This window comes from Zymobacter sp. IVIA_12111.31 C1 (genome assembly GCF_047495495.1).
Classification (GTDB): domain Bacteria; phylum Pseudomonadota; class Gammaproteobacteria; order Pseudomonadales; family Halomonadaceae; genus Zymobacter.
Window position 1 is genome coordinate 599102 of the sequence record NZ_CP179930.1, and the last position, 25248, is coordinate 624349.

A 25248-nucleotide genomic window follows, 5' to 3' on the forward strand; every position below is an offset into this window, starting at 1 on the left:
TGCATCACGTCATAGACTGGATTCAAACGCTGGCGCAGAGGGGCACATATATAGCCCGCGCGACAGCCGCTATATACCGGATTCGAAGAGGACTATTCATGGCTGTAATGAACACGATGACGCAGTGGGGCAAGGCTTGTCTGGCAGGTATGGCGCTGATGAGCATGGCCCCGTGGGCGGGTGCGGACGAACTGAGCGCGGCACAGCACCTGACGCAGCGCCTTGAACCCGTGACCAGCTACGCAGCTGACTTCAGCCAGCGCATCGAAGGTAACGGACACGTATCACAGCAGTCGAAAGGGCAGATGTGGGTCGCCCGCCCGGGCAAGTTCCGCTGGGTTGTAGATGCGCCGTATTCACAGGTCGTGGTCTCTGACGGTAAGGAAGTTTACCTGCACGACCCTGATCTGGATCAGGTCACCATTCGCAAGCTTGATCCTCAAGTGACCAATACCCCGGCACTGCTGCTGTCCGGACAAGCCAGCGAACTGGTGCACAGCTACAGCGTGACAGAGAAGACCCAAGGCAACAAAGAGGTCTATACCCTCAAACCGAAAAGTAGCGACTCACTGTTCGACCGCCTGCAGATGACCTTTGACAGCAGTCGACTGTCCTCGCTCGACATGTACGATGCCTCTGGACAGCATACCCAAGTGGCTTTCAGCAACGTACAGCCGAATGCCCAGGTCAGCGATAGCACCTTCCACTTCCAGATTCCCAAAGGGGCGGAAGTGATTCGGGAGTGATGACTTCTTTTGCATAAAAAGGGTCCCCATGCATTATACAGGGGACCCTTTTTTATAAGCGCAGCACTTTGTTAGTAAATATATAGTGCCTGATTTATTTTATTTTTCGTCCTTATAGTATTTATATATTTTCTTCTGAAATATTACTGAAATTGATAATTCTTATAGTATTCTGCTTTCCTATCTGCTTCTATAGATGAACACTTGAAATACTCTATCCAATAGGCATAAGAGCCTATTATGGTATCAGTGGAAGCTTCCATCTGGCATTTGTTTTTGATATAAATTTTCCAATATTTATATTCATTTTTTACTTGTCTTGAGAAATCTTCTTGCTGAAATACATTATTGTATCCGCGTTCTATAAAAGCTTTTTTCTCGTCATATGATTTTTTCATGGATTCTGTCTGTTGATCGTTCATACAAGCTTTTATATCTGCAGATATAGTAATGTCATAGCATTTTTGATATTTGGTTTCTGACGCAAATGACATCGAAGATAAACCTAATACTAAATAAATGATGGTTTTGATTATTTTCACTGTTACTACTCCCGTAAGTATTTTGCTCGATGTCTTCCATTTTCATACTGATTATACTTGCTGGATGATTCTATGAAATCGGCCAAGGATTTTCTATTGTTTTGACTGCAAAGCTTGGCAAAATTTAGAGACATTTGGCCCTGATAAAAGACGTCTACAAATATTTCTTTGACTTTTCCATCAAGATTGTCCCATGTCTCAGGCTTAGGAAATGTCTTATCTTTTTTGTATCTGTTCTCTATCTGCCGGTGATAAAAGCCCTTTGCATTGTCTTCATATCCTGGATAAATTAGATTGAATAAATTTAGCTGGGTCTGTTCTGATATTTCTTTTATTTTATCTCGATTGTCAGCTACAAACTGCATGGCACTACATGCGTGAAGCCCTGCTCCCTCTGATATTTTTTCAGCGGTTTCTTTATCTGCCCCTGAGTTTATAAGATCCATGTAAACGGTGCTTTTTATCCTGCTTCCTAAATCATATCCTCTCCCAATAGTTACTCCTGAATTGTTAACTGTACAAAAGCTAGTTTTCCCCGGCCAATGTATTTTTCTTGAGTAGTAAGTGCTAGAAGGAGTATTGCTTCCTTCTGCTCGAAAGGTAAAGAGCCCTTTTGTTGGTTCTAACATATTTTTTTATCTTGTCTGTTGATGTTGAAATTTATTATTTTCATTTTACTGCAGTTGTCAATGATTGATGAGGATGTGTGATGTTTTGTCACATAATTATTTTTATATCATTGTGGGTAATAGCTGTAAGAAATAATTTTTATGGATGATATAAATATAGATGCCCCTTGGCCTGTGCCACATCCTACCTTAGCGGTTTTCCGCGACGTGCCGCTTAATACCCAAGTCAGCAATAGCATTTTATAGATCTAAACTCTCCAAGAGGCATAAGTGATCCAAGAATAACCACGCTCGAATTGCCTCGTGGTATGAGAGTTCCTTTGCGGTTCAGCATTGCGGGGGCGTTTCTTTATAAGCACCGTATGACGATTAGCACAAAGGCTCTGGTGACCCCTTTTTTTGAGGGTGATGCTAACGCGCTGTTTTTACAGAAGCCGAAGACGTCGCTCTGAAAAAGGGGTAAATGACTCTATGCCGGTTCTTTCCCTTTCGTGACCATGTATTACGATAGAATACGTCTAGTGCGCTGCCGCATAGGCAGCTTAGAAATTTACATTTAACATAATGTGCAAATTTCTTTGGTGCGCTGCCGCATAGGCAGCTTAGAAATTGACTGTGAATTTGAGAATTGTTGAGAGTATGTGCGCTGCCGCATAGGCAGCTTAGAAACTCCTGACGCAAGCAAATACGTGAGTAAGTACGTGCGCTGCCGCATAGGCAGCTTAGAAATCTCTGTGACAATGCCCGCGGATGCAACAGTAGTGCGCTGCCGCATAGGCAGCTTAGAAAAGCACGTCACAGCCGTTGCTGTCAGGCATCAGGTGCGCTGCCGGATAGGCAGCTTAGAAAGTAAGCGGAAAACCCGTTTGTGGTGAATTTGTGTGCGCTGCCGCATAGGCAGTCTGGATACGCTGATAGCGTTGCCGTCCATCTTTGCCTGATACGTTGTCGAGCGGGCTTGTCTCTAATGCGCTGGTTCATGGGGCGATGTTTAGGTATAACCGTTGGTTTCCTGCCTTTCTTATGAAATACCGCCATGACCCGTGCTGAGCGTCTTCTTGTCCTTATCCAGAAACTGCGTTGCCACCGTTATCCGGTGACGGCGGCGGTGCTGGCCGAATCTCTTGGTGTAAGTAAGCGTACACTGTACCGTGATATCGCTCAGTTGCAGCATCAGGGGGCGCGCATAGAGGGTTCGGCGGGCGTTGGCTATGTGCTACGCGAGGGCTTTATTCTGCCACCTTTGATGTTTTCATCGGATGAAATTGAGGCGCTGGTGCTGGGGTTGCAGTGGGTCGCGCAAAACGCTGATGAGATGCTCGGCCAAGCGGCTGTGGATGTGCAAGCCAAGGTGCGGGCTGTGTTGCCGGAGCGGATGGCGGAGGTGCTGGATCTTCCTGCGCTGAAACTGGGGCCGTCTGAACATCAGGTGACATCGTGTCATTTGTCGGCGCTGCGTGATGCCATCCGGCATCAGTTCGTGGTGGAACTGGCCTACCACGATCAGCAGGGGCGTTCGTCTTCGCGTCGCATATGGCCGATGGCCATCGCTTTTTTCGATGCGTCGCGGGTGCTGGTGGCATGGTGCGAGCTGCGTCAGGACTTCCGTCATTTTCGAACTGACCGCATCGACAGCCTTTGTGTGCATGAGGAGCGCTATCCTCGCCATCGCCAGACACTGTTACATACGTGGAAAGCGCAGATGGGTATCCCCGATTAGTACCTGCTGACAAAATCTGTCACGGCTGACGGCTATGGTGGTGGCTCTTTCAGGACTACTTGGAGCCGTTACCATGCCGACCGCTGATATGACCATTCTGTTTGTCGAAAACCCGATCAAAAGTCTCGCGTTCTATTCCTCTCTCTTCACCGTGCGTCAGCACGAAGTGCATCCCAGCTTTGTGCTGCTCGTGTTTGAAAACGGCTTTCAGCTGGCGCTGTGGTCGCGCTTCACTGCTGAACCGTTGGTCACGGCCCCTGCGGGGGGCTGCGAGGTGATGTTCACCGTGGCGTCGAAGGATGCGCTGGAGGCGCTCTATCTCGAGTGGGGCGTTACTCACGGCGTGACCATCTACCAGAAACCGACGCTGCTGGATTTCGGCTATACCTTTGCTGCACTGGATCCTGACGGCCATCGCCTGCGTGTTGCCTATCTACGCGACGCCTGAGGCCTGGGCTCGTTGCGGCGGGCAGTGGTGGCATGGGGTTTTCCATCGTGACCTTAGGCAGCGCTTGAACCGGTATCGTTCTTACAGGAGCAGTTAGTGCATGGTTCCGTGGTCAAGGCGGCCATGCACTGCTTCGGCATAAAGCGTTGCTCACTATCGGTGTTGGGCGGGACGGTGGTGGTCAGCGTCGGAGATGGCGCTGGCGCATTCATATGGGATCGTTGATTACTTTTGTGAAGGGCTTTTTTGCTTTTATCTGTCGGTGATGGGCATAGCGGCAGGTGCTTGCCATGCTAGCGCTGATGGCCGATGTCTCTTTTACGTATCGTGCGTCACTGGCGTGGTGCGTCGTTGAGTGGCCTTCCTGCGGTAGTTGCCTGCTGACAGAAACTGTCACTGGCAAGCGGTAGCGTCTGGTCGTGTGCAGAAGCGTTTCTGCGCCAGACTATGGGAGCACGCCATCGTGAGATTCAGAAATAAAGTGGCTGTCGTCACTGGGGCGACCAATGGTATTGGTGAACGGGTAGCCGAGCGTCTGTATGCAGAAGGGGCTTGTGTGGTGATCGCATCGCGATCGGCAGCACTGGTCGAGCAAAAAGCGCGTTCGCTTTCCCATGATCGGCAGCGCGTACTGGGTATTGCTTGCGATGTAGCCGACCCCGCGTCAGTGCAGCAGATGATCGAACAGACGGTGGCGCATTTCGGGCGTATCGACCTTGCTGTGAACAGTGCAGGCATCACCGGCGACAGCGGCCGACCCCTCGCGGAACAGTCGATCGACAACTGGAATCAGGTGATAGCAACGACGCTCAGCGGGGTCTTTCACTGTATGAAGTATGAACTGCCGCAGCTGGTGGCGGCGGGCGGTGGGGCTATCGTCAATCTATCCGCCGTCAATGGGCTGGTGGGTATCGCTGGGCTGGGGCCCTATACGGTCGCCAAGCATGGGGTCATCGGCTTGACCCGGACGGCCGCTCTGGAGTATGCCTGTGACGGCATAAGAATCAACGCTGTGGCTCCCGGCTATGTCGATACGCCCAGAATGCATGAGTTTCCTGAGGTTGTACGGCACGGCTTTGCTGAGGCACATCCCTTGCAGCGAATGGCGACCGTTGATGAAGTGGCCGCATTTATCCTGTTTCTGCTGTCCGGCGATGCCTGCTTCTGTACGGGAGGCATTTTTCCTATTGATGGCGGGTATCTGGCCCGCTAGCGCCATCTGCCGTACGGATGAGAATCACCGCTCGTCTGGCGTCATTGCAGTGGCCGATATCGCTCTGAAAGAGGAACCGCCCATGTTCAACGCCATCGTGATCCGTCAGGACGACCAACAGCAGCATGTAGCCGTGGAGTCGCTGAGTGAGTCTCTGCTGCCGCAGGGTGACGTTACGGTGGCGGTGACGTGCAGTACCGTCAACTACAAGGATGCTCTGGCCATCACCGGGCGGTCGCCCGTGGTGCGCCAGTTCCCGATGGTCCCGGGTATCGACTTTGCCGGTACGGTCATCGCATCGTCCAGCAAGGCCTTTGCCTGTGGTGATCAGGTCGTGCTGAACGGGTGGGGGGTAGGCGAGACATGGTGGGGCGGTCTGGCGGAGAAGGCCCGTGTGAAGAGCGAGTGGCTGATTCCGTTGCCGGCAGGTATGGCGGCCCGCGACGCTATGGCAATAGGTACCGCGGGCTATACGGCTATGCTGTCGATCATGGCGCTGGAGCAGCATGGCGTTACGCCGGGCAAGGGGCCGATACTGGTGACCGGAGCAACGGGCGGCGTGGGCAGTTATGCGGTGGCATTGCTAGCGGCACTGGGATATACCGTTACCGCATCGACAGGCAAGGCAGCGCAGGCTGATTATCTGCGACAGTTGGGGGCTACCGACATTCTGGATCGTGAGCAGCTGTCTGCACCGGGCAAGCCGTTGGTAAAGGCCCAGTGGGCAGGGGCTATCGACTGTGTCGGCAGCCATACGCTAGCAAACGTGCTGGCGGCTACGCGATACGGTGGCACTGTGGCGGCCTGCGGCTTGGCGCAGGGCATGGCGTTGCCTGCATCCGTGGCTCCGTTCATTCTGCGAGGGGTTACTCTGGCGGGGATCGACAGCGTGATGCAACCTCTACCGACGCGCATTGCGGCTTGGCAGCGTCTAAGTGAGCTACTGTCGGGATCGCAGCTTCAGGCCATCAATACAGTGATCGGGTTGAACGAGGTCATCGGCAGCGCCGAAGCATTGCTGAATGGCGACATCCATGGGCGGTTGGTGGTCGATATGGCATCGCAGCGCTGACTATCCTCCCTGCTTTTATCCTATCTTCTCTACCAACGCATGGTTTTCGCGCGCTCGACGTCATCACGCGCGCTTTTGTACAGGAATGTTGATTATGTCGATACTGCAGGTGCTGGAGTATGCGCAGCAGCGTTTCGGGACGTTGCCTGATTATCCGTGGGCGCGCTATCCCGATCATGCCGTACTGCGGCATGCCGCTCACCGCAAGTGGTATGGGCTGGTCGCGCGCATACCGGGGGAGCGTCTGGGGCTAAGTACGGCCGATACGGTCGAGATACTCAACGTGAAGGTACGCCCTGAGCACGTCGGCGGGCTGCTGATGCAGGACGGTATCGTACCGGCCTACCATATGAACAAGGAACACTGGGTGTCGGTGCTGCTGGCGCAGGTGGCGATGGAAGAGGTGATCACGCTGTTGGAAGACAGTTATGCCCTGACGGCATAGCGGTGCACCGTTCTGACTGGCCGTGTTGAATGTGATGAAACCGCCTTGATCCAAGGCGGTTTTTTTATGTCTGTTGTCAGCGTTCTAGCTCAGCCCATGCGTGAGGATATAGTCGCGCGTGGTCTCAGGTACCAGTGCTTCCCAAGCGTTCTCTCTGGCATCAAGCAGCGCACGTACGCGGCTGGCACTGATCACGCTGCCAGACTGTTCGCGGCGTGCCAGTTCGATCACCTGAATGCCGTAGGTGGGCAGCGTCGCGTGCAGTGCTGCGTTGTAGGCGGCCGTCACGGGGGACAAGGGTTCTTCGCCGATGAAGCGCTGAGTGATATTCAGAGCGGGGGCTATGCGGGTGGCGAATAGGGTCGCGTCCAGTTCACCCTGATAGCGGGCCAGTGCGTCATGGTCGGTCTGCTTGAGGAAGTAGTGGGGGAACGTGGCGCCAGACACCATGTAGGCGCCACCGCTGCAGACGGTAACGCCGGGAAGGTCTCGGCAGCCCGCTTCGACCATCGCCAGACGGTCCTTGAAGCGAAACCGAGAGTGGTCGTTCGCCACCACAAACACCAGCGTCTGTACGCCATGAGCGGCCGCCTGTTGAACCAGATAGCGGTGTCCCAGAGTGAACGGGTTGGCGTTGAGCACCACGGCGTTGAAAGGTATAGCGGTACTGGGAAGCCGTGCGCGAACGGCATTCAGATAGTCGTCCAGCCCGCGTGGGCCAAATTCCAGCAGCGCATAGTGAGACGTCGTGGCGAGCCGCTGAAAGCCCAGCGATTCGAACGTGGCGGCGCGGCAGAGCGATGTGAAGGCGCGCACTCCGCCGTACTCGCGGAGCAGGCGATTGATCAGCGTGCTGATAAGCTGGCTACCCAGCCCTTCATCGCGGTGGTCGTCGGCGACGCAGAAATACTTCAGCACATCATCCTGGTGGGCTAGACAGCCGACGATATCACCTGCCTCGGTTTCAGCCAGCACGGCACCGTCGATATCCTCGGCAAAGTGCAGCTGATGGCGCTCCAGAAAGGCGGCTAGCGCGCGGCATTGAAAGCGCGGCAGCCTTGGATAGTCATTGATATGCAGCATGGGGTATTGTCGCGCGGTCGGCGTAGTGGAAGAACAGCGTGATGGCTAGTAGGTCGGCGCAGCCACCGGCGGATATCCAGTGACGGCGACAGAACGCCTGCAGGTGCTCGATATCCTCGGCGCGTGGCGGCAATGTCGCGGTGGCCTGCTGGGCCAGCGCCATGAAGCGGTGAGTCACGCTGAGCGAGCTACGGTGCAGTACGTTGGTATCCAGCACGTGGGCCATCAGCGTCAGCAAGGCATGCAGGCTAGCGGTATCGGTGGAGCTGCCGCTGTTCAGCGCGGCCTCAAGCGCGGGCAGGCCGTGATCGAACACTGCGGGCAAGCCATGTTCGGCCTGATAGCGAGGGCCGCCTACGCGCGCGTCTTCGTAGGTCTGTAGCAGCCGCTGGCCGTACGAATGATCGTTATAAAGAGCCTTCATGTCACGCGTGACCAGATCGTGGCTGAGGTGGCGCACGATGCGGCGATAATCTTCGGAGTGAGAAGACGAACCACAGCGCCATGCATGTGCGTGGGCAAACACGGCAAGGCAACCTAAGAAGATCGCGCCCTTGTGAGTGTTGATGCCATGGGTGGCTTGGCGCATGGCGGCTTCCATTTCCAGCCCTAGCCGGCGCAGTGTAATCAGAGCGTCGTGCCCGTCTTCGCCGTCAAACGCTATACCCTGTCGGGCAACGCGCTCCCAGTAAGGCGACAGGGCGCTGATAGCCTGAACGAACAGGGGCAGATCCATGTCGTCATGGCTGCCGCAGTCCTGCTGGTCGACCAGCCCAGGCTTCGGCGTCAGCAGCACCTCGTCCAGCAAGGCGCGGGTCATATTGCTTGCCAGCATACGGGCATGGCGCGACGCCTGTTGTGTGTCCCACCAGTCCGCAAGCTGTTGATCGCAGTATGCGCGCAGCGTTTCCAGCGAGTGACGCTGCGTACGCATGCACACCAGCGCTGGCGCATCGCATACCAGACAGCGCTTGTTCTTGCCGGAGCGGATGGGGCCTTCGGGCGTATAGATGTCCACATCCAGCAGGCGGCCGAGAGGGTGTTCGCCTTCGAAGCGCTCGGTCAGCGCCTTGAGCGCGACGGCATCGAATGATGGGCGTCCTGTCCACAGCGCATGGCCGCCCGCCGCGTCGTGCACGATCGGTTGCGGGCGCAGCGCGCAGCGGTGAGCGCAGAGGTAGTGCGTCAGCGCTTGGGCCACATCGTCGAAGGCTGCCTGCGTCAGCGGCGTGCTCTTGGGCAATCCTGGCAGGTTGAAACTAAGGCTGACGATAACCGGCCATTTAGCCAGCAAGCGCTGCTTTTCCTGCGCCCGCTGCTCGCGGGCGGAGAGAATCGCTGCCCGGTTCATGCGCGGCGTCGCTGACGGATGACGTCGATCACGGAACCGTCGCGGTACTGGACGACGCCAACGATGCGGTCATCGAAGCGCTGCGGTGCGGGAACCCCCAGCAACTTATCCACCTTGGCTTTCAGCGTATGGATGTCCACAACCGGCAGATGCGCCGCTTTCAGGCGAGCCGCCAGCTCCGGTCGTCTGGGGTTGACGCAGATGCCCCGTTCGGTCACCAACAGGTCGATGTCTTCACCGGGTGTGACACAGGTCGTGACGCGCTCAACCAGTGTGGGGACACGGCCGCGGAAAGATGGGCATACGACGACAGTCAGTCTGGCACCGAATGCGGTGTCACTGTGTCCACCAGAGGCCGCCATGATGACACCTTGCGAGCCGGTGATGACATTGACGTTGAAATCGGTGTCCACTTCGAGTGCGCTGAGCACGCAGATATCGACCAGATCGGTCATGCAGCCGCCGTTAAACGGGTTGGCATAGGTGTCGGCGGAAATCTCCAGATGGTGCGGGTCTTCCGCCATCGACGTAGCTACGGCACTGTCGAAGGACTGCACATCAACAATGGCGTCGAAGAAGCCTTCCTGCTTGAGTGCGACCGCTTCTGCCACGATTCCTCCGAGCAGGAAACCGCCCTTGAGTTGTTCATCGCGCAGATACGGGCGCAGAAACTTGGCGACAGCCAGTGATGCGCCGCCGGATCCCAGCTGGAAGTTGAAGCCGGGCGTCATAGCTTGCGAGGCATGCAATACGTCAGCGACGCGGCGGGCCAGCAGCAGATCGACGGGTGATTTGGTGATGCGGGTCGAACCGCTGGCGATCTTACGTACATCACCGATCGCATCGACCTTTACCACATGGTCGATCTGGGTCTGCGGAATCGACACCGGCACACAGGGGTAGGGCACAATATTGTCCGAGACCACAATGGTCTGCCGAGCATACTGGGCATCGACCTGTGCGTAGCCGAGGGAACCGAAGGCGGAAGGGCCAACGGTACCGGTGCAGTTGCCTTGTTCATCGGCCGATGCCGCAGCGATCACCGCTAGGTCAATGGTCAGTTCACCGGTGGTGATGGCTCGGGCACGTCCGCCGTGCGAATGAATGACCACCGGTGTGGCCAGTTGGCCCGCGCTGATCGCCTCGCCTAGACCACTCCGCACTCCAGACGTCCAGATGCGGGTAACGGTACCGTCTTGCAGGTACGGCACTAATCCTTCATGAGCGCTGGTCAGCGACGAGGCAGCCAGCCGGATATCCTTGATGCCCATTCGAGCCAGCAGCTCGATGGTCTGCATCACCACGCTGTCGCCGACGCGCAGATGGTGATGGAACGATACGGTCATGCCGTCGACAGGGTGGCAGGCTTCGATGGCGGCCTGCAGCGAGTCGCGCAGCTTGGAACCGTGCGGTGTCGAACGGCGTGTAGGTGAGGCCATACGAGGAGGAATCGGGCGGTCAAGGTAGGCGGCGCTGCCCTGGAACGGGGTGACATCCCCATAGCCTGCGATGTGTTGAGGCAAAGTGCTGTTCATGACGACAACCTCTTGAATCAGAGCGTGGCAGGGTCGATATCGGCTAGGCGCAGAACCGTGATGGCCTGCTCGACGACGGGACGGTCCACCATCTTGCCGTCCAGCGCGAAGACGCCGTTACCCGCGGCCTTGTGGGCATTGAAGCTGCCGACGACGCGAATGGCGTGCGTCACTTCCTCAGGCGAGGGGCTGAAGACCTGATTGACGATATCGATCTGGCGCGGGTTGATGACGGCCTTGCCCGTGAACCCCAGCGACTTGGCCTCTTCGGCGCTGGCGCGCAGGCCGTCTTCATCCTCAATGTCGATGAACGGCGTATCCAGTACGTGTAAGCGAGCTGCCTTGGCCGCCATTAGGATCTGACCGCGCGGAAACGCCAGCCCCGCACGGTCGGTGCGGCGCAGGCCAAGATCGGCCAACAGGTCTTGTGCACCGAAGGTCAGCGCGCTGATGCGTGGAGTGCTGGTCGCGATGTCGGCTGCGTTCATCACCCCTTTGGCCGTTTCGATCATGGCGTGTATCTCGACCGGCTGCGTGATGCCGTGTTTACGCTCCAGCTCGGTGATCAGAGCGTCGAGCTGCTGCATGGCCGCTGCGCTTTCTACCTTGGGCACTCGAATGGCGTCCAATTGCAGCGGTACCATTGCGCGCACGTCCTGCTCGCCCAGTGGAGTATCCAGACCGTTGACGCGTACCGTCAGTACGCAGTTCTCACGGTCGAGCAGCGGAATATGATGGCGCAGCAGATCGCGCGCGGCGTCCTTCTCATCCGGTGCAATGGCATCTTCTAGATCGAGCAATACTGAATCGGCCCCGTAGATGGTGGCCTGCTGCACCATCGCGGGGTTGTTGCCGGGGACGTACAGCATCGAGCGGTATTTCTTGATACGCATCAGAGTCTCCTTCACGCGGCCGAAGCGGTCAGACGCATGAACGCCGTATCCAGCCGCGCCAGGATCGTCGCATCCAGCGCGCCCTTGTCTTCCGCCGTGACGCGCACATCGTGCAGGCCCAGCTGGTCCAGATGGTGTTCGATCAGGGTATGAATGTGCTCACCGTACAGCTCGGGCATGGCAATGTTGAGCTGTAGCGTGCGTCCCTGTCCGACCGGACATCGTTCCAGTGTCACGAGAATGTCGCAGGACTCTAGAGAGCCTGCGTGTGCGCTTGTCTGCTGTGTCATGAGTGGCCTCATCTTTAGAAGAGGGGGGAAACGCGGCAGCCTGTCCTATTCGACGTCCGCCGCATCAACGACCGTGTTGCGCAAAGTGCCCAATCCCTCAATCTCGACTTCCACCATGTCACCGGCATGCAGGTAGCGCGGCGGCACCAGGCTCTTCCCGACGTTGCCCGGCGAACCGGTCAGAATGACGTCGCCGGGGCTGAGCGGCGTGAACGTACTGATATAGGCCACGATCTGAGGAATCGTATGGATCATGTTGCGCGTATGGTCGTTCTGGAGCGCCTCACCGTTAACGCGAGTCTGAAGCGTCAGCGCATGAGGATCGGGAATTTCGTCACGGGTAACCAAGGCCGGACCAAACCCGCCCGTCTGCGGCCAGTTTTTGCCTGCGGTATACCATGCGTGCTGCCAGTCGCGCGCCGAGCCGTCCATGTAGACGCTGTAGCCTGCCACGTGCGCGTAGGCGTCTTCCGGGGCGATATGGCGACCGGCCTTGCCAATGACAAACGCGAGTTCACCTTCGTAATCGAACTGCTCGGTGCTGGTGGGCTTCAATACTGGCTGCTCATGACCGGCTTGTGAATCGGCAAATCGGATAAACAGCGTAGGTGCTTCCTCGGTTGAGGCAAACTCCAGACGCTTCTGTGCGTAGTTCATGCCGATGCACAGGATCTTGCCTGGGCGCGGAATGACGGGCAGATAGCGGATGTCGCTCAGCCGATGATCGCAGGGCAGCGATGCATACTGATTCAGCTCATCAATAGAGAAATGGGCCAGCGCGTCGGCCAGTGTGGGAGCGTGCTCGCCCAAACGGGGGCCAAGCTCAATGACGCCATCGGCGGTCAGGATGCCGTAGCGTTCTTGTGCATTCATCGTAGTGAAGCTGACGAGTTTCATGCAATGTTATCCTTGTAAAGTGCGCATGTATTAAGGGCGGTTATCTTACATGCCTTTACGATGTGGTGCCTGGGATAAACGCCTGCATCAGCAGCATCAACACGGGCAGCACCACGACCGAGAGTGCCGTCGACAGCAGATAGAGGCTTGAGGCTTCCGTCTCCTGAACGTGCCACTGATAGGCCAGAATCGTGGCGTTGGTGGCCGTCGGCATCGCCAGTAGGAAGATCAGTTCTTGAGCGCTGGCCCCTTGCAGCCCCAGTGCGAACACAATGATCCATGAGATCAGCGGGGCCAGCAGACTCTTCAATCCCAGATTGAGCCATAGCCCCGCATTCAGCTTGATGGCGACCCCGTGCAGTGCCACCCCGACCGCAAACAGTGAGATGAAGTTGCAGGCATCGGACATGATCTTGCCGGTGTTGAAGACGAAAGCGGGCAGCCACTGTGTGGCATGGGTCAAGCTGGCCAGTACCCCCAAGGCCACTCCGATAAACATCGGCTTCATCAGGGAATGCCCCAGCGCTCGCAGTACCGTGTAGTAATCCACCTTATCGCCCGTGGCAAGGCTGTCGCTTAGTTCCAGCAGGAAGATGGTGCCGGGGATCAGCGTCAGTGCCACCACGAAGTTAGCAATGGCCACAGAAATGGTCGATGCCGGTCCCAGCAGCAGGATCAGGAACGGCACGCCCATCCCACCCATGTTGGGGAAACTGCACAGCATGGCTTGCATGGTGCTCTGCTTGAGATCGCATTTCAGCCCGAACATGTTGGCGGCAAAGCTGGCGACCCACAGCAGCCCCATGCTGACGGCAAAGGCCAGCATCCATCGTCCGTTGAACACCTGCGCGGGCGATGTGGTGGCCGTGTGCACGAACAGCAAGGCAGGGAACACATAGTGCGACACCAGCGTTGAACAGATGGCCTTCGCGCTTTTATCGACGTAGTGCAGATGAACGGACAGCCAGCCCAGAAAGATCAGCAGAAACACGGGTAGGCAAGAGCTGATGACCTGTGCAATGGCGGCGAGCTGAGAGTGCATGTGCCCATCCTCGCTGAATATTAACTTAACATATTTCAGGATAGGATATTTCGTTCGGGATACCAGCCACGCGGCCGACATGACGCATGTTGGCGGGCAGTTCATTGATAATTAAGGATAAAAATGATGGTCGGCCATCTGGATCACCTAGTGCTGACGACCATAGATGAAACGGCCTGTCTGCGTTGTGATGTGGATGTGCTGGGCATGGCGCTAGCAAGGCTGAAGGGCGTAAGACACTGACGTCCGGACAGCCGCAGATCAACGTGCAGGTGAAAGGGCATGAAATAGAGCCGAAAGCGCATACCCCTGTGCCCGGCGCGCTCGATCTATGCTTTATCGCCAGCCGACCGCTCGATGACGTCATTGCGACGTTGAAGGCTAAGGCGGTAACGACTGAACAAGGCCCCGTGGCACGTGTGGGTGCGGCGGGGCCTATTCGTTCGGTTGATCGGCGCGATTCCGATCTCAATCTGATTGAGGTATCAGAAGTGCTGCCGGCGTAAGGCCCTCTGTTGAATGGGCCACCTCGCGCATCAGACTAGTGCGATGCCGATGCCGATGCCGATGCCGATGCCGATGCCGATGCCGATGCCGATGCCGATGCCGAAGTCGAAGTCGAAGTCGAAGTCGAAGCGGCGGTTCCGCTATCGCTGGGCAGCCAGAACGAAATGCCTTTGCCGATCAGCTGGATGGGCAGCGTCAGTACATCGGTCGCCACGGCCAGTGGAATGAACATCACATCGGGGTTGATGCCGGAGTTCTTGCGCGCCTGTTGCCAGCGAATACGGCGGCGAAGGGCGTCCTGCTCGGCAGCACTTTTGCTGGCATTGGTCGTTGCCGACGGCAGCGATACCGGTGAGGCAACGCCATTGGTCACGGGCGGTGCTGGCGTGACCGGTGTCGGTTCGGACGCATCCGGTTCAGGCGGCGGCGGATTGGCCACGATGCTGGAACGGCGGATATCAAGCAGCTTTTCGTAGCCGTGATAGTTGCAGTAGTAGCTGGCCGTGGACATCTCGAAGTGGGCAATCAGCTCGCGTTCGACCTCGGTCAGCGCACTGGCCGAATGACCAGGGTCGTAGCAGATGTGCAGTTGCCCATCGAAGCCATCGAGCTGATAGATGGTGCCCTCGTAGGCATGGTAGTTGTCGGGCGTAGCCTCAATGCTGAACGACAGTTGGTCGATGATCGTTTCCATGAACATTGAGAAATCATCGGCAACGGGACGCGCCAGATTGAAGGTGTAGGTGTTTTCCTGACCGATTAGCTGCAGCTGGCGCGCATTGGCAGTCTGCACCATATGCTGGATGTCATCTTCCTGCGCCACGATCGAGGTATTGGCATGCACGTCGTTGAGGTTCGTCATGAGCTCGTGCGTGATGCAGCCACTGGTGATGAAGGGGATCAGAACGTAGATCAGGCGCTTCATGTCATCCCTGCGTGGTGGTCGTGAAACCGGAGTCGTCGATCGACTCGCTGTGATGTGAGAATTTGCGGCCGATGCTCGACCACACTGCACTATATAGACCCGGGCAGGCGTCGACCAGTTCACTGCTTGGCCCCATTGCTGGCGGCAGTACGGGCATTCTTCCATGCTGAAAAGGCATATCCGATGGTGAACTTGCCGTAATGGCATTGGGTTCGCCGTGCCGTGTCTATCTGCTGGAGCCCGCCCGATGCCTTATCCCACCCGCGATTCATTGCCCGACAGTGTACGCCACGTGCTACCGCCTCACGCACAAGATATCTATCGCGAGACGTTCAACCATGCCTATGCCGAATATGCTGATGAAGAAGATCGGCAGGGCGGCGATTCTCGTGAGCAAACGGCGCATCGTGTGGCATGGACGGCCGTCAAACACCGTTACGAAAAAGGACGCGATGGGCATTGGCACTTGCGACGCTAAACCATACTGCGCTTCTTTCAGCTCAATCTGAACGTATCGTATCGTCAGGTGCCCCGCAGGTGCCCGTAGTGCTAGCCTTGTGGGCGTGACTATCCGATAGGGAAGAGAGCCAGGAATGGAAGTAGATTACGACGTTGCCATTATCGGCAGTGGCATTTCAGGCACCATGTTGGGCGCCATCCTTGCCAAGCATGGCGTACGCACGCTGATCATTGACGCAGGTACCCACCCCCGCTTTGCGGTGGGCGAGTCGATGATCCCTGAAAGCGGGGTGCTGCTGGACATTCTGGCGGCCCGCTATGACATCCCCGAACTCAGCTATCCGGCGCGCGTCGATACGCTGATCAACCATGTGGGCACGTCCAGTGCCGGGATCAAGCTGTCCTTTGGCTTTGCCTGGAATGAACGCCACCAGCCACAGCGGCTTGATCATATTGATTCCTTCCCTATCATCGCCCCAGAAGCGCACCTGTTTCGCCAAGATGTCGATGCTTACTACCTTGCGCTGGCGGCCCGCATGGGGGCCACCATCTGGCAGCAAGCCCGCATCCAGCACATTCTGGAAGAAGCGGACGCCATGGTGCTGAAGACTGGCAAGCAGGATATCCGTGTGCGCTATGTCGTGGATGCTGCCGGTTACCGCTCACCGATTGCCCAGACCTTTGGGCTGCGCAATGGTGCACAGCGAATGCAGACCCGCACCCGCTCAATGTTCACTCATATGACCAATGTCACGCTGTTCGAGGAGGCGATCGCGCCGATTGAAGCGACGGGCATGGCGAACCATCTGTCCCAGAGCACGCTGCACCAGATGTTCAAGGGCGGCTGGCTGTGGATTATTCCCTTCAATAATCACCCGCGTTCGACTAACACGCTGTGCAGCATAGGGCTGCAGTTGGACATTGACGAATACGGTCCCGCAGGCGATCCGGAAGAAGAGTTCCAGCAGCTTTTGCATGATTACCCTTCGATCGCCAAGCATTTCGAGCACGCAGCGCGCGTACGCGAATGGACCGTCGCCCCGCGCCTCAACTACAACAGCCGTGCCCTAATCGGTGATCGCTACTGCCTGCTGGGGCATGCGGCCGGGTTCGTCGACCCACTGTTCTCACGTGGGCTGGCCAACACCTTCGAGTCGATCGCGCGCGTGGCACCCAAGCTGCTGCGGGCCGTTGAAGCCGACCGCTTCAACAGGCAGGATTTCGAAAGCTACCAGCACTACGGGCTGCGGGTTGTTGCCACCAACGACCGCCTCGTCGCCAACTCGTTTACCGGCTTCGACAGTTTTCCGCTGTGGAATGCTTGGTTCCGTGCTTGGGTGGCCGGCAGCTATATCGGCGTACTGCGCTGGCGCAAGATCTTCGATGACTACCAGCGTACGGGCGATGATGACGCACTCGAACGTGCGATCGACGATACCACCTTCCCGGGCCAGCTCTCGCTGGAAAGCCACCGCTTCGAAGAGATGTTCGACAAGGCATGCACGTTGATGGAAGCGTACAAGCAGGGCGAGCGCGAAGAAGAGGATGTCATCGCGACGCTTCAGGCGCTGTATGAAGAATACCGTGACGACCTGCCCGTCGATTTCACCGACTTCAGCAACCGTTGTGTATCGCGCTCCAGCCAAGCGTTCGCCGACCACCTACAGCGTTGGGCACATATGGCCCCCCATGGGCTGAGCGAGAAACTGGATCGTGGCACCGAGCCACTCGTATTCGACTTTCTTGATGACTACCGTTACGGCGACAGGATCGCACTATCGCGCCAAGCCGACGCGGTCTACCTGAACGCGTGATCGAGACCTGCTCATGCTCACGAAGCCCGCCTGCATGGCGGGCTTCGTCTATCCGGCCTCATGTGCGCAGGCAGAAAGATCGTCATTACCCGCCGGTGCCAATGCCAGGGCTGCCCACTTCGGACGGTGATAGCAATGTTGTGGCGTAGTGGCTGACAGGGAGGCGCTGATACACGCTATTATCGGTTTTTAATGGTTATAGACCGATATTGAAATATTGTAATTCAAAGACATTAATCTACTGATCTGCTATTGGTTATAAATGGTATCACTGACATTAATGGTGACTTTATATAAATAAATAGTGCGATTTTGATGGGTGTTGCTATAAATGGTGATTAAATTATAGTTTTTTCATCCATTGACGCATCGTGATGGACGACTATAGTGTTTGTTGCCGGTGTTCATGGTGCGTAAGGTCGCTATCGAGGGAATAGGATAGTGCATTAATACGCTGGTTTATTAAAAACATTATGAATCATTAGAATAAAATGAAAAGGAGAGTGCAATGGCTAAGTATTGGTGGAGGGGAATAATCGCCGCGCTGTTTTTCAGACGGCCTATGCGGAAGCTTCTCCCGTCGTTACCGTGACGGTCAAGAATCTAGGTGCGTCACCGATAATACAGGACAGTATCAATAACAATCACCGATACACACTGATGAATGCGCATCCTACGCCCAAAGGTCAAATACATCCCAAGGAAGAAGATACTTTCGCCGTGGATAATAACGTAGGGGAAGGTGCCAACTATGCTGAATTGCATTATACGATGGGAACAAAAACGTGCAATTTCAGAAGTCTGTTCGTAAATAAAATGGTGGGATATAAGACCTATATTCCACAGTGGTTTAAGTTTGCGACGCCACAAGGTGGCGCTAGGTGTACAGCGGACATAATCAGTGCCAACTCGAAAGATCATTCATGGCACGTCGTCTTTACTATGAAATAAATGCAGCAAATAGTAGTAATTGATAAAGATGGGGTCTGGACAGCCATGGTATAGGTCCCATCTAACGTTGCTTCTTATATTTAGAGAGGGGAATAAATATGTTGACTCTGGCAGTGAACGATACGGCTTCTCGTCGTTACAGCACGGTATTGGTGTCTAGCATCAGTGCGAGCACGTCGATGGCTGAACGTTCTTCGGCGGGGGGAGGCGCGGCCACGGTGGATAAGGCTGAGAGTTCCGAGCACACCTCGTTCCTTGCACGAGGTCTAAGTCGGTCCGCTGCCGCTATGCCGCAGGGCTTGAGTGATGAGGAACTCGTCAAGTGGGCCAAGAAGTCGGAAGATTTGTTCCTGTTTGATCTTGAATCGCCGCAGCGAGAGGTGTTCGACAAGGAGGGATTGGATGCGGACGACCCCGATGCTGTCGCTCTGGCCCATCAGGCTACCGACTACCTTCGCGGGCGCGGTACCAACCCGTTCAAAGGCATGTCGCGCGATCAGCTGGAATTGATTTCATATGATGAAAGCGGAACATTTACCGTCAATGAACGGCGTGCTGCCAGCGATGAGTCTGACCATCAAGACAGCGTCTGGCGCAAGAACATCGTGGCCAAATCTAATCTGCTAGCAAGTCAGGGCAAGGGGCATGTCAATGCACAGCGCCTGAACATGATGCTGATTGGCAAGAATATCGTGGGCGCGATATTTGATAAAAGAGACATCACTCGCGCAGCCCCTTGTTCGGAAGAAGTCGAACAGCTGACACAGGATATCAATAACTACTTCCAAAACTTGCCCGCTATCGAGCGAGCAGAATATGTCGTCAGCACCAAAGCACTTTACTCATAAGGAAGGTGTGTCTCGAACGAGTGTTATTCACTGGCAGTGGCGAACGCGCAGCGGTCACAGGGAGAGGTCTTTCATCGCAAGCTTCCATTGCCTCAAAACGAGCGGTGCGGTGCGCGATGTGATGGCGGCTTCGGCACGTTAGTGCTGTGGCACAGCCTGCTCTCTCTAAGCCTGTGCTGAACGGCTCGCGGTAAGCGTCACTCGCGGCCGCGTTTATCTTGGCACTGGGCTTTGTCCTGCTCGTGAAGGAAGGCTTGAGCAGATAGGTTGTGTCGCGCGGGAAGCCGATCCTGGCCGATACGGTGAAAGCAAAGAGTGTTCACCGTATCGGCCATGGAAGACGTACGCAGTTTATGAGGTGAATGCGTATTCCGTCACGCTTCGGTAGTGCTGTCCCGGGCGCAGAATGCAGTCAGGCTGTGGCCACTCGGGATGATGTGGGCTATCCGGCAGGAATTCGCTTTCCAGTGCTAGCCCTTGCCACGCCTCGTAGTGCCCGCCATCGCGTGCTGGTGTGCCTTCCAGTGAGTTGCCCGTATAGACCTGTAGCGCAGGGGCGGTGGTATGCACGGTCATCTGCAGTGAGCCGTCCGTCGACCAGACGTGAGCGGCGGGGGCCTTGAGGTCGCCCTTGGCGCTGAGCAGGAAGGCGTGATCGTAGCCGTTGACGTTGCGCTGGTCATCGTCGGTCAGGAAATCCTGGAGGATGGCCTTGGGTTGGCGGAAATTGAAGCTGGTGGCATCAACCGGTACCAGTCCACGTGTCGGAATGCCTTCCTTGCTGACGGGAAGATAGCGGTCAGCGAAGACCTGTAGGCGGTGGTGGCGAATATCGCCCTGTACGCCGTCAAGGTTGAAATAGACGTGGTTGGTCATGTTCACCGGGCAGGGCTGGTCGACATTGGCTTGATAGTCGATGGTCAGCCGCTGGTCATCGTGCAGGGTGAAGCAGGCCGTAGCGTGCAGCGTGCCGGGAAAGCCCTGATCGCCATCGTTGGAGGTCAATGCATACCGCACGCTGTTAGCGCTCTGGTGTTCGACGTGCCAACGGCGCTTGTTGAACCCCTCCGGCCCACCGTGAAGCTGGTGTTGGCCTTGGTTGGGCACCAGTTCAAAGACCTTGCCGTCCAGCGTGAAGCGGCTATCGGCAATGCGGTTGGCATAGCGACCAATGGATGCGCCCAAGCAGGCATCCTGCTGTGTCCATATCTCCGTACGCGCGCAGCCCAGTGCCACCTCGCGGAGGCTGCCATCGTTCATCGGCACCTTGATAGAAAGCAGTGTAGCTCCCCAGTCCATGAGCGTTACGGTCATACCCGCTGCGTTGCGCAGTTCGGCAAGTTGGAAAGGTTGCCCATCAGGGGCAGTGGAAACGGTGTCCTTGTTCATCCGTGGACTCCTTTGAATGCAGTCGATACGTGGTTGAAGCTGAGATCAATGTCGAGGCCGCACCGTAAGTGCACGCCTATCGCCTTACTCTAGTTCAGGTGCCAAGCCAGAAGCCATAGGCCCAAGGCATGATGCAGTTGTGAAGTAATAACAGAGAGTGGATATATTTATTTCATCATGAATATTCAAGAATGATGAATATAATAAGCACGATATGATAATGGCGCGTTACTGCATCATGAGGATAGATCTTTAACGGGGTTTTTAATATCAATACGTTTGATGAAATGGTCTGTGTTGTCAATCTATGTTGATGTTTTTCATTAAGATATGTTCAGCGTTGATGGGCGCATCAATGTGCCGAATATCATTATGATGAATACAAGAACAATCGGTTATCATCGCTAGTGAATTTTTAGGGAGAAGTAGACTTCAATGCGGCGATATTCACGGTATTAACGGCTGCCCTCTCATTATAAGTCAGCGGCGTTTAGCGGTTCTCAGTCTCAGATGAGCGGAAGCGCCGCTAGACCCGTGCGAGGGCAGGGGGTACCCCTGTCCTTTGCTGGCTTCAGGAAGAATGCGGTGTCTGATCGCGTCCTTTCCGCCACTGGATGATTTCCTTGAAACGTTTCTCTGCGCCGTATTCCGTTGGTTCATACAGCACGTCTTTCGGCACGCCTTCCGGCCAGCAGTCATGATCGTCACCCGCGGGATAGCCATAGGGTTCATCATGTGCGTAGCGATAGCCGGTGCCGTTGCCGAGCGAGGCCATCAGCTCCGTCGGGGCATTGCGCAGATACAGTGGCACTTCCAGATTGGGGTACTGCTCTGCCATGGCCTGCGCTTTCTTCCACGCTTTATAGACGGCATTACTTTTGGGGGCCACCGCCAGGTAGATAGCGGCCTGTGCGATAGAACGCTGGCCTTCGTGGTCGCCCAGCCGCAGGTAGGAGTCCCAACACGACATGACCAGTGGCAGAGCGCGAGGGTCGGTGTTGCCTACATCCTCGGTCGCGATGGCGGCCAGACGCCGGATGACATCAAGGGGATCGCCGCCGCCGCGGATATAGCGTGCGATATACAGTAGGGCTGCATCGGGGCGCGATGAACGAATGGATTTATGGATAGCCGATAGCAGGTCGTAATAGGCGTCGCCATTCTTGTCGAAGGCGGTAGACTGATGGCCGATCAGCTCCTGCAGGGTGCTTTCATCCAAGCGCTCGTGATCGCCTTCCTGCACGGTAAAGTCGGTGGCGGTTTCCAGCAGTCCCAGCGCGCGGCGGGCATCGCCCTGAGCGGCACGGGCCAGCGTACCGAGAATATCGTCGGTCACGGCCAGCTTGCGTTTGCCCAGACCGCGCTCGGGGTCCTCCAGTGCGCGGTGCAACACGCCGACCAGATCCTCTTCGGTCAACTGCTTCAGCACATAGACGCGTGCGCGCGACAGCAGCGCCGAGTTGACTTCGAACGAGGGGTTTTCCGTCGTGGCACCGATCAGCACCAGTGTGCCGGATTCAACGTGCGGCAGCAGGGCGTCCTGCTGGGATTTGTTGAGGCGATGGATCTCGTCAAGGAACAGCAGTGTCTGGCGGCCCTGGCTTTGCTGCACTTGGGCGCGTTCAACGACGTCGCGTATGTCCTTGACCCCGGCCATGACCGCCGACAGCCGCTCCAGATGAGCGTTGGAGGCTTCGGCCAGCAGCTCGGCCAGTGTTGTCTTGCCTACGCCGGGCGGTCCCCATAGGATCATTGAGCGAATCACGCCAGATTCGACCATGCGGCGCAGTGGCTGGCCCGGGCCGATCAGGGCATCCTGACCGGCGTATTCGTCCAGCGTACGCGGGCGCATGCGCCAGGCCAGCGGCGCCTGTTCATTGGCCATGCGCGTCTGTTCGGCAGCGAAAAGATCCATTGCCTTTCCTATCCTTGTAGAGTTCTACGGGAATATGATGTCTCCCGCGTAGGGCTCATTATGGTGGCATGTGCGGCAGCGAACGTCACCTCTGGCATCGCGAGCCTTCTTGCGGTCGGGGCTGCGCCATTCGTCTGTATAATGGACAGTCTAACCGTGTATGAACAGAACGCACCCTGCGGTGCATACGTCACTTCTACCCTTGGCAATGTCATCATGACGGCTCCTATTCTCGTATTCGATTCAGGCGTTGGCGGCCTTTCCGTGCTGGCGCATGTCCGCGCCCAGCTTCCGGCGCATCCTTTCGTCTTTGCATGCGACAACGCTGCGCTACCGTACGGCACTAAGCCCATCGACTGGCTGCGTGAGCGCATCGTTAGCGTCTGTCAGGCCGCGGTGCATGAAACGGGAGCCTGTGCGCTGGTCGTTGCCTGCAATACTGCCAGTACCGTGGCGCTTGATGATCTGCGGCTGGCGCTGGATATCCCCGTGATCGGTACGGTACCAGCGGTCAAACCCGCCGCTGAACAGTCGCAGAGCGGCGTGATCGGCGTGCTGGCCACGACCACGACCATCAACGGTGCCTACCTTCAACGCCTCATCCAGCAGTTTGCTGCACAGTGTGATGTGGTCAATATCGCGGCCGATGCACTGGTCGGGCAGGCCGAGCGCAAGCTGCGTGGCGAGGTGCTCGACGATGCCGTGCTGGAAGCCATGCTGGCACCGCTGTGGGCGCATCCGAAGCTGGATACGGTGGTGCTGGGCTGTACCCACTTCCCCTTGGTGAAGGAGGAGTGCGAGCGGATTGCACGGGCGCACGGCCGCGAGGCCATTCGTTGGCTGGATTCTGGTGCCGCTATTGCTCGCCGTACGGCTGACGTACTGAGTGACAGGACGACTGTGGCTGGTGATGTGGTCGTGAGCGATGCTTCAAGCGGGAACTACAGTTTGGCCACGGCGCCTGAACGCCCGGGGCTGGAACAGGCTCTGGCGGGAATGGGGGTGCCTCCTGCACGCCGTTTGATGGTCGAGATGGTCGCAAACGCGTAGAATATGCCGCCAATCGTATGGTGCCCGGCGCACCGTCTGGCCCACGCCGCCTCGGCGCGGCCTCGGATCCGTTCTTCTGAGAGGTTGTCTTGAGCGTACCCAACGTTGACCCTGCGGCCTATCCAGCCTTGCTGGAAGCCAAGCGTGATCGCATCGAAACGCAGTTTGCCCGCTTCGATCCCCCGGCGCTGGAAGTGCTGGCGTCACCGCCGACTCACTATCGCCAGCGCGTTGAATTTCGTCTGTGGCATGAAGGCGATGACCTTTTCTATGCCATGTTCGAACCCGACCCCGATCTGCCCGGCAAGCAGCGCCCCGTTCGCGTCGATACGTTTCCCGTGGCCAACGCGCGCATCAACGCGCTGATGGAGCCTCTGCGTCAGGCTATCCGCGCCAGCGATGTGCTGAGACGCAAGATCTTCCAGATCGAGTTTCTGTCCACTCAGGGCGGCGAAACGCTGGTGAGCATGATCTACCATCGCCAGTTGGACGAGGCGTGGGAAGCTGAAGCGCGTGCGCTTCAGCAGCAGTTCGATATCAAGATTATTGGGCGTGCACGCAAGCAGCGTATCGTGCTGGTCGACGATTTCGTGACCGAACATCTGGACGTGGAAGGTAAGACGTTCCACTACCAGCAGGTCGAAAACAGCTTCACCCAGCCCAACGCTGTCATCGCCGCTAAGATGCTGACATGGGCGCGTCAGGCAACGCGTCCGCGTGCTGGTGAACATCCGCGTGATCTGGTCGAGCTGTACTGCGGCAACGGCAATTTCACCGTGGCGCTGGCCGAAAACTTCCGCCGTGTACTGGGGACTGAAATCTCCCGTACGTCAGTGGCGTCTGCACAGGTCAACATTGAGGCCAATGCCCTCGATAATGTCGTCGTGGCGCGCATGTCCAGCGAAGACTTCTCACAGGCGCTGAGCGGTGAGCGCGTAGGGCGCCGTGCCCAGGCCCTAGCACTCGATACCTATGATTTTTCGACGGTGCTAGTCGATCCGCCTCGCGCCGGTCTGGATGAAGGCAGTTGCGCTGAGATCGCCAAGTACGAGCGCATCGTCTATATCTCATGCAATCCAGATACGCTGGAAATCAACCTCGAACAGCTGACCAAAACGCACCGCATCACGCGGCTGGCGCTGTTCGATCAGTTCCCCTATACCCATCACTGTGAATGTGGGGTATTGCTGGAACGTCGTTGAACGTACGGCAACCGGTCGTGATCAGCACGCAGGGCGACGAGCATCGTGTGAGGTCATTTGCCACACGGTCGCCGCTTTCTGTTGTGGCAGCGGCAGGCTCACTCTGTCCGAGCCGTGTGGCACCAGCGCACGCGGTTGAGCGATGCGTGAGAGTATGCACCTTGCCGCCGAAGAGCGGCGGCGGGGCGGGGCACTTCCATGAAGAAAGGGGTTGCGGCAGTTGGTCCTGTTGCCGTAATTCCACACGCCTTCTAGGGTGTGCTTCCGACAATGTTCCTCCGG

General features: G+C 56.8%; 25 protein-coding genes and 1 CRISPR repeat array. Of the genes, 12 read left to right on the plus strand and 13 right to left on the minus strand.

Annotated elements, in window-relative coordinates:
• Positions 1-98 precede the first annotated feature (98 nt).
• Positions 99-746 (plus strand): outer membrane lipoprotein chaperone LolA, encoded by a 648-nt coding sequence (gene lolA, locus ACMHYW_RS02670; protein WP_414500773.1) that lies wholly within the window; start codon positions 99-101, stop codon positions 744-746.
• A 143-nt stretch (positions 747-889) separates the two neighbouring features.
• Here lolA and ACMHYW_RS02675 read toward each other — a convergent pair whose 3' ends face one another.
• The gene (locus tag ACMHYW_RS02675) at positions 890-1288 is read right to left on the minus strand and encodes a hypothetical protein (RefSeq protein WP_414500774.1); all 399 of its coding nucleotides are present in this window, start codon (positions 1286-1288) and stop codon (positions 890-892) included.
• Positions 1289-1293: 5 nt separating this feature from the next.
• Complete coding sequence (locus tag ACMHYW_RS02680) at positions 1294-1917, minus strand: pesticin C-terminus-like muramidase (RefSeq protein WP_414500775.1); 624 nt, start codon at positions 1915-1917, stop codon at positions 1294-1296.
• Between the two features lie 521 nt (positions 1918-2438).
• Positions 2439-2826: direct repeats of the CRISPR family, unit length 28 nt; unit sequence GTGCGCTGCCGCATAGGCAGCTTAGAAA.
• Between the two features lie 127 nt (positions 2827-2953).
• Between ACMHYW_RS02680 and ACMHYW_RS02685 the strand changes: the two genes are divergently transcribed.
• The 5 genes from ACMHYW_RS02685 to ACMHYW_RS02705 all read left to right on the plus strand — a co-directional run bounded on the left by ACMHYW_RS02685 (position 2954) and on the right by ACMHYW_RS02705 (position 6815).
• The gene (locus ACMHYW_RS02685; RefSeq protein ID WP_414500776.1) at positions 2954-3637 is read left to right on the plus strand and encodes a helix-turn-helix transcriptional regulator; all 684 of its coding nucleotides are present in this window, start codon (positions 2954-2956) and stop codon (positions 3635-3637) included.
• 73 nt (positions 3638-3710) lie between these two features.
• Positions 3711-4085 carry a VOC family protein gene (locus tag ACMHYW_RS02690; protein ID WP_414500777.1) on the plus strand — a complete coding sequence of 125 codons (375 nt, stop codon included), beginning with the start codon at positions 3711-3713 and terminating at the stop codon, positions 4083-4085.
• Between the two features lie 463 nt (positions 4086-4548).
• Positions 4549-5298, plus strand: a complete 750-nt coding sequence (locus tag ACMHYW_RS02695; protein ID WP_414500778.1) for an SDR family NAD(P)-dependent oxidoreductase — start codon at positions 4549-4551, stop codon at positions 5296-5298.
• On the plus strand, positions 5276-6370 hold the full coding sequence (locus ACMHYW_RS02700; protein WP_414500779.1) for an MDR family oxidoreductase: 1095 nt from the start codon (positions 5276-5278) through the stop codon (positions 6368-6370). Before ACMHYW_RS02695 ends, ACMHYW_RS02700 begins: the two co-directional genes overlap by 23 nt.
• Positions 6371-6464: 94 nt before the next feature.
• A complete protein-coding gene (locus ACMHYW_RS02705; protein ID WP_414500780.1) occupies positions 6465-6815 on the plus strand; it encodes an MmcQ/YjbR family DNA-binding protein in 351 nt (116 codons plus the stop codon).
• Positions 6816-6899: 84 nt separating this feature from the next.
• On the opposite strand, the gene ACMHYW_RS02710 is transcribed toward ACMHYW_RS02705, so the two are convergent.
• From ACMHYW_RS02710 to ACMHYW_RS02740, 7 genes are read right to left on the minus strand one after another with little or no spacing between them, the layout of a single operon-like run.
• Entirely contained in the window at positions 6900-7898 is a 999-nt protein-coding gene (locus ACMHYW_RS02710) for a [citrate (pro-3S)-lyase] ligase (RefSeq protein WP_414500781.1), read from the minus strand.
• Entirely contained in the window at positions 7882-9249 is a 1368-nt protein-coding gene (locus ACMHYW_RS02715) for a triphosphoribosyl-dephospho-CoA synthase (RefSeq protein ID WP_414500782.1), read from the minus strand. Before ACMHYW_RS02715 ends, ACMHYW_RS02710 begins: the two co-directional genes overlap by 17 nt.
• A complete protein-coding gene (gene citF, locus ACMHYW_RS02720; RefSeq protein ID WP_414500783.1) occupies positions 9246-10784 on the minus strand; it encodes a citrate lyase subunit alpha in 1539 nt (512 codons plus the stop codon). The genes ACMHYW_RS02715 and citF overlap by 4 nt, the downstream gene beginning before the upstream one ends.
• Before the next feature lie 17 nt (positions 10785-10801).
• Entirely contained in the window at positions 10802-11677 is an 876-nt protein-coding gene (locus ACMHYW_RS02725) for an HpcH/HpaI aldolase/citrate lyase family protein (protein WP_414500784.1), read from the minus strand.
• An 11-nt stretch (positions 11678-11688) separates the two neighbouring features.
• Positions 11689-11967 carry a citrate lyase ACP gene (locus tag ACMHYW_RS02730; RefSeq protein ID WP_414500785.1) on the minus strand — a complete coding sequence of 93 codons (279 nt, stop codon included), beginning with the start codon at positions 11965-11967 and terminating at the stop codon, positions 11689-11691.
• A gap of 45 nt (positions 11968-12012) precedes the next feature.
• Positions 12013-12864 carry a fumarylacetoacetate hydrolase family protein gene (locus ACMHYW_RS02735; protein WP_414500786.1) on the minus strand — a complete coding sequence of 284 codons (852 nt, stop codon included), beginning with the start codon at positions 12862-12864 and terminating at the stop codon, positions 12013-12015.
• 55 nt (positions 12865-12919) lie between these two features.
• Entirely contained in the window at positions 12920-13906 is a 987-nt protein-coding gene (locus ACMHYW_RS02740) for an AEC family transporter (protein ID WP_414500787.1), read from the minus strand.
• Between the two features lie 266 nt (positions 13907-14172).
• On the opposite strand from ACMHYW_RS02740, the gene ACMHYW_RS02745 reads away from it, so the two are divergent.
• Positions 14173-14412 carry a hypothetical protein gene (locus ACMHYW_RS02745; protein ID WP_414500788.1) on the plus strand — a complete coding sequence of 80 codons (240 nt, stop codon included), beginning with the start codon at positions 14173-14175 and terminating at the stop codon, positions 14410-14412.
• 35 nt (positions 14413-14447) lie between these two features.
• Here ACMHYW_RS02745 and ACMHYW_RS02750 read toward each other — a convergent pair whose 3' ends face one another.
• Entirely contained in the window at positions 14448-15338 is an 891-nt protein-coding gene (locus ACMHYW_RS02750; RefSeq protein ID WP_414500789.1) for a hypothetical protein, read from the minus strand.
• 1 nt (position 15339) lies between these two features.
• Positions 15340-15495: a hypothetical protein gene (locus tag ACMHYW_RS02755; protein ID WP_414500790.1), complete on the minus strand. Its 156-nt coding sequence runs from the start codon at positions 15493-15495 to the stop codon at positions 15340-15342.
• 90 nt (positions 15496-15585) lie between these two features.
• Here ACMHYW_RS02755 and ACMHYW_RS02760 point away from each other — a divergent pair, with 90 nt between their 5' ends.
• The 3 genes from ACMHYW_RS02760 (at position 15586) to ACMHYW_RS02770 (ending at position 19410) form a co-directional block, all read left to right on the plus strand.
• Positions 15586-15816, plus strand: coding sequence for a ChaB family protein (locus tag ACMHYW_RS02760; protein WP_414500791.1), 231 nt, complete (start codon positions 15586-15588; stop codon positions 15814-15816).
• A 115-nt stretch (positions 15817-15931) separates the two neighbouring features.
• Positions 15932-17611, plus strand: coding sequence for an NAD(P)/FAD-dependent oxidoreductase (locus ACMHYW_RS02765; protein WP_414500792.1), 1680 nt, complete (start codon positions 15932-15934; stop codon positions 17609-17611).
• Between the two features lie 1049 nt (positions 17612-18660).
• On the plus strand, positions 18661-19410 hold the full coding sequence (locus ACMHYW_RS02770) for a hypothetical protein (protein ID WP_414500793.1): 750 nt from the start codon (positions 18661-18663) through the stop codon (positions 19408-19410).
• A 351-nt stretch (positions 19411-19761) separates the two neighbouring features.
• On the opposite strand, the gene galM is transcribed toward ACMHYW_RS02770, so the two are convergent.
• Both galM and ACMHYW_RS02780 read right to left on the minus strand, forming a co-directional pair.
• Positions 19762-20799 (minus strand): galactose-1-epimerase, encoded by a 1038-nt coding sequence (gene galM, locus ACMHYW_RS02775; protein ID WP_414500794.1) that lies wholly within the window; start codon positions 20797-20799, stop codon positions 19762-19764.
• Between the two features lie 571 nt (positions 20800-21370).
• The gene (locus ACMHYW_RS02780; protein ID WP_414500795.1) at positions 21371-22714 is read right to left on the minus strand and encodes a replication-associated recombination protein A; all 1344 of its coding nucleotides are present in this window, start codon (positions 22712-22714) and stop codon (positions 21371-21373) included.
• 156 nt (positions 22715-22870) lie between these two features.
• Here ACMHYW_RS02780 and murI point away from each other — a divergent pair, with 156 nt between their 5' ends.
• Positions 22871-23764: a glutamate racemase gene (murI, locus tag ACMHYW_RS02785; RefSeq protein ID WP_414500796.1), complete on the plus strand. Its 894-nt coding sequence runs from the start codon at positions 22871-22873 to the stop codon at positions 23762-23764.
• An 89-nt stretch (positions 23765-23853) separates the two neighbouring features.
• Entirely contained in the window at positions 23854-24966 is a 1113-nt protein-coding gene (trmA, locus tag ACMHYW_RS02790) for a tRNA (uridine(54)-C5)-methyltransferase TrmA (RefSeq protein WP_414500797.1), read from the plus strand.
• Positions 24967-25248 lie beyond the last annotated feature (282 nt).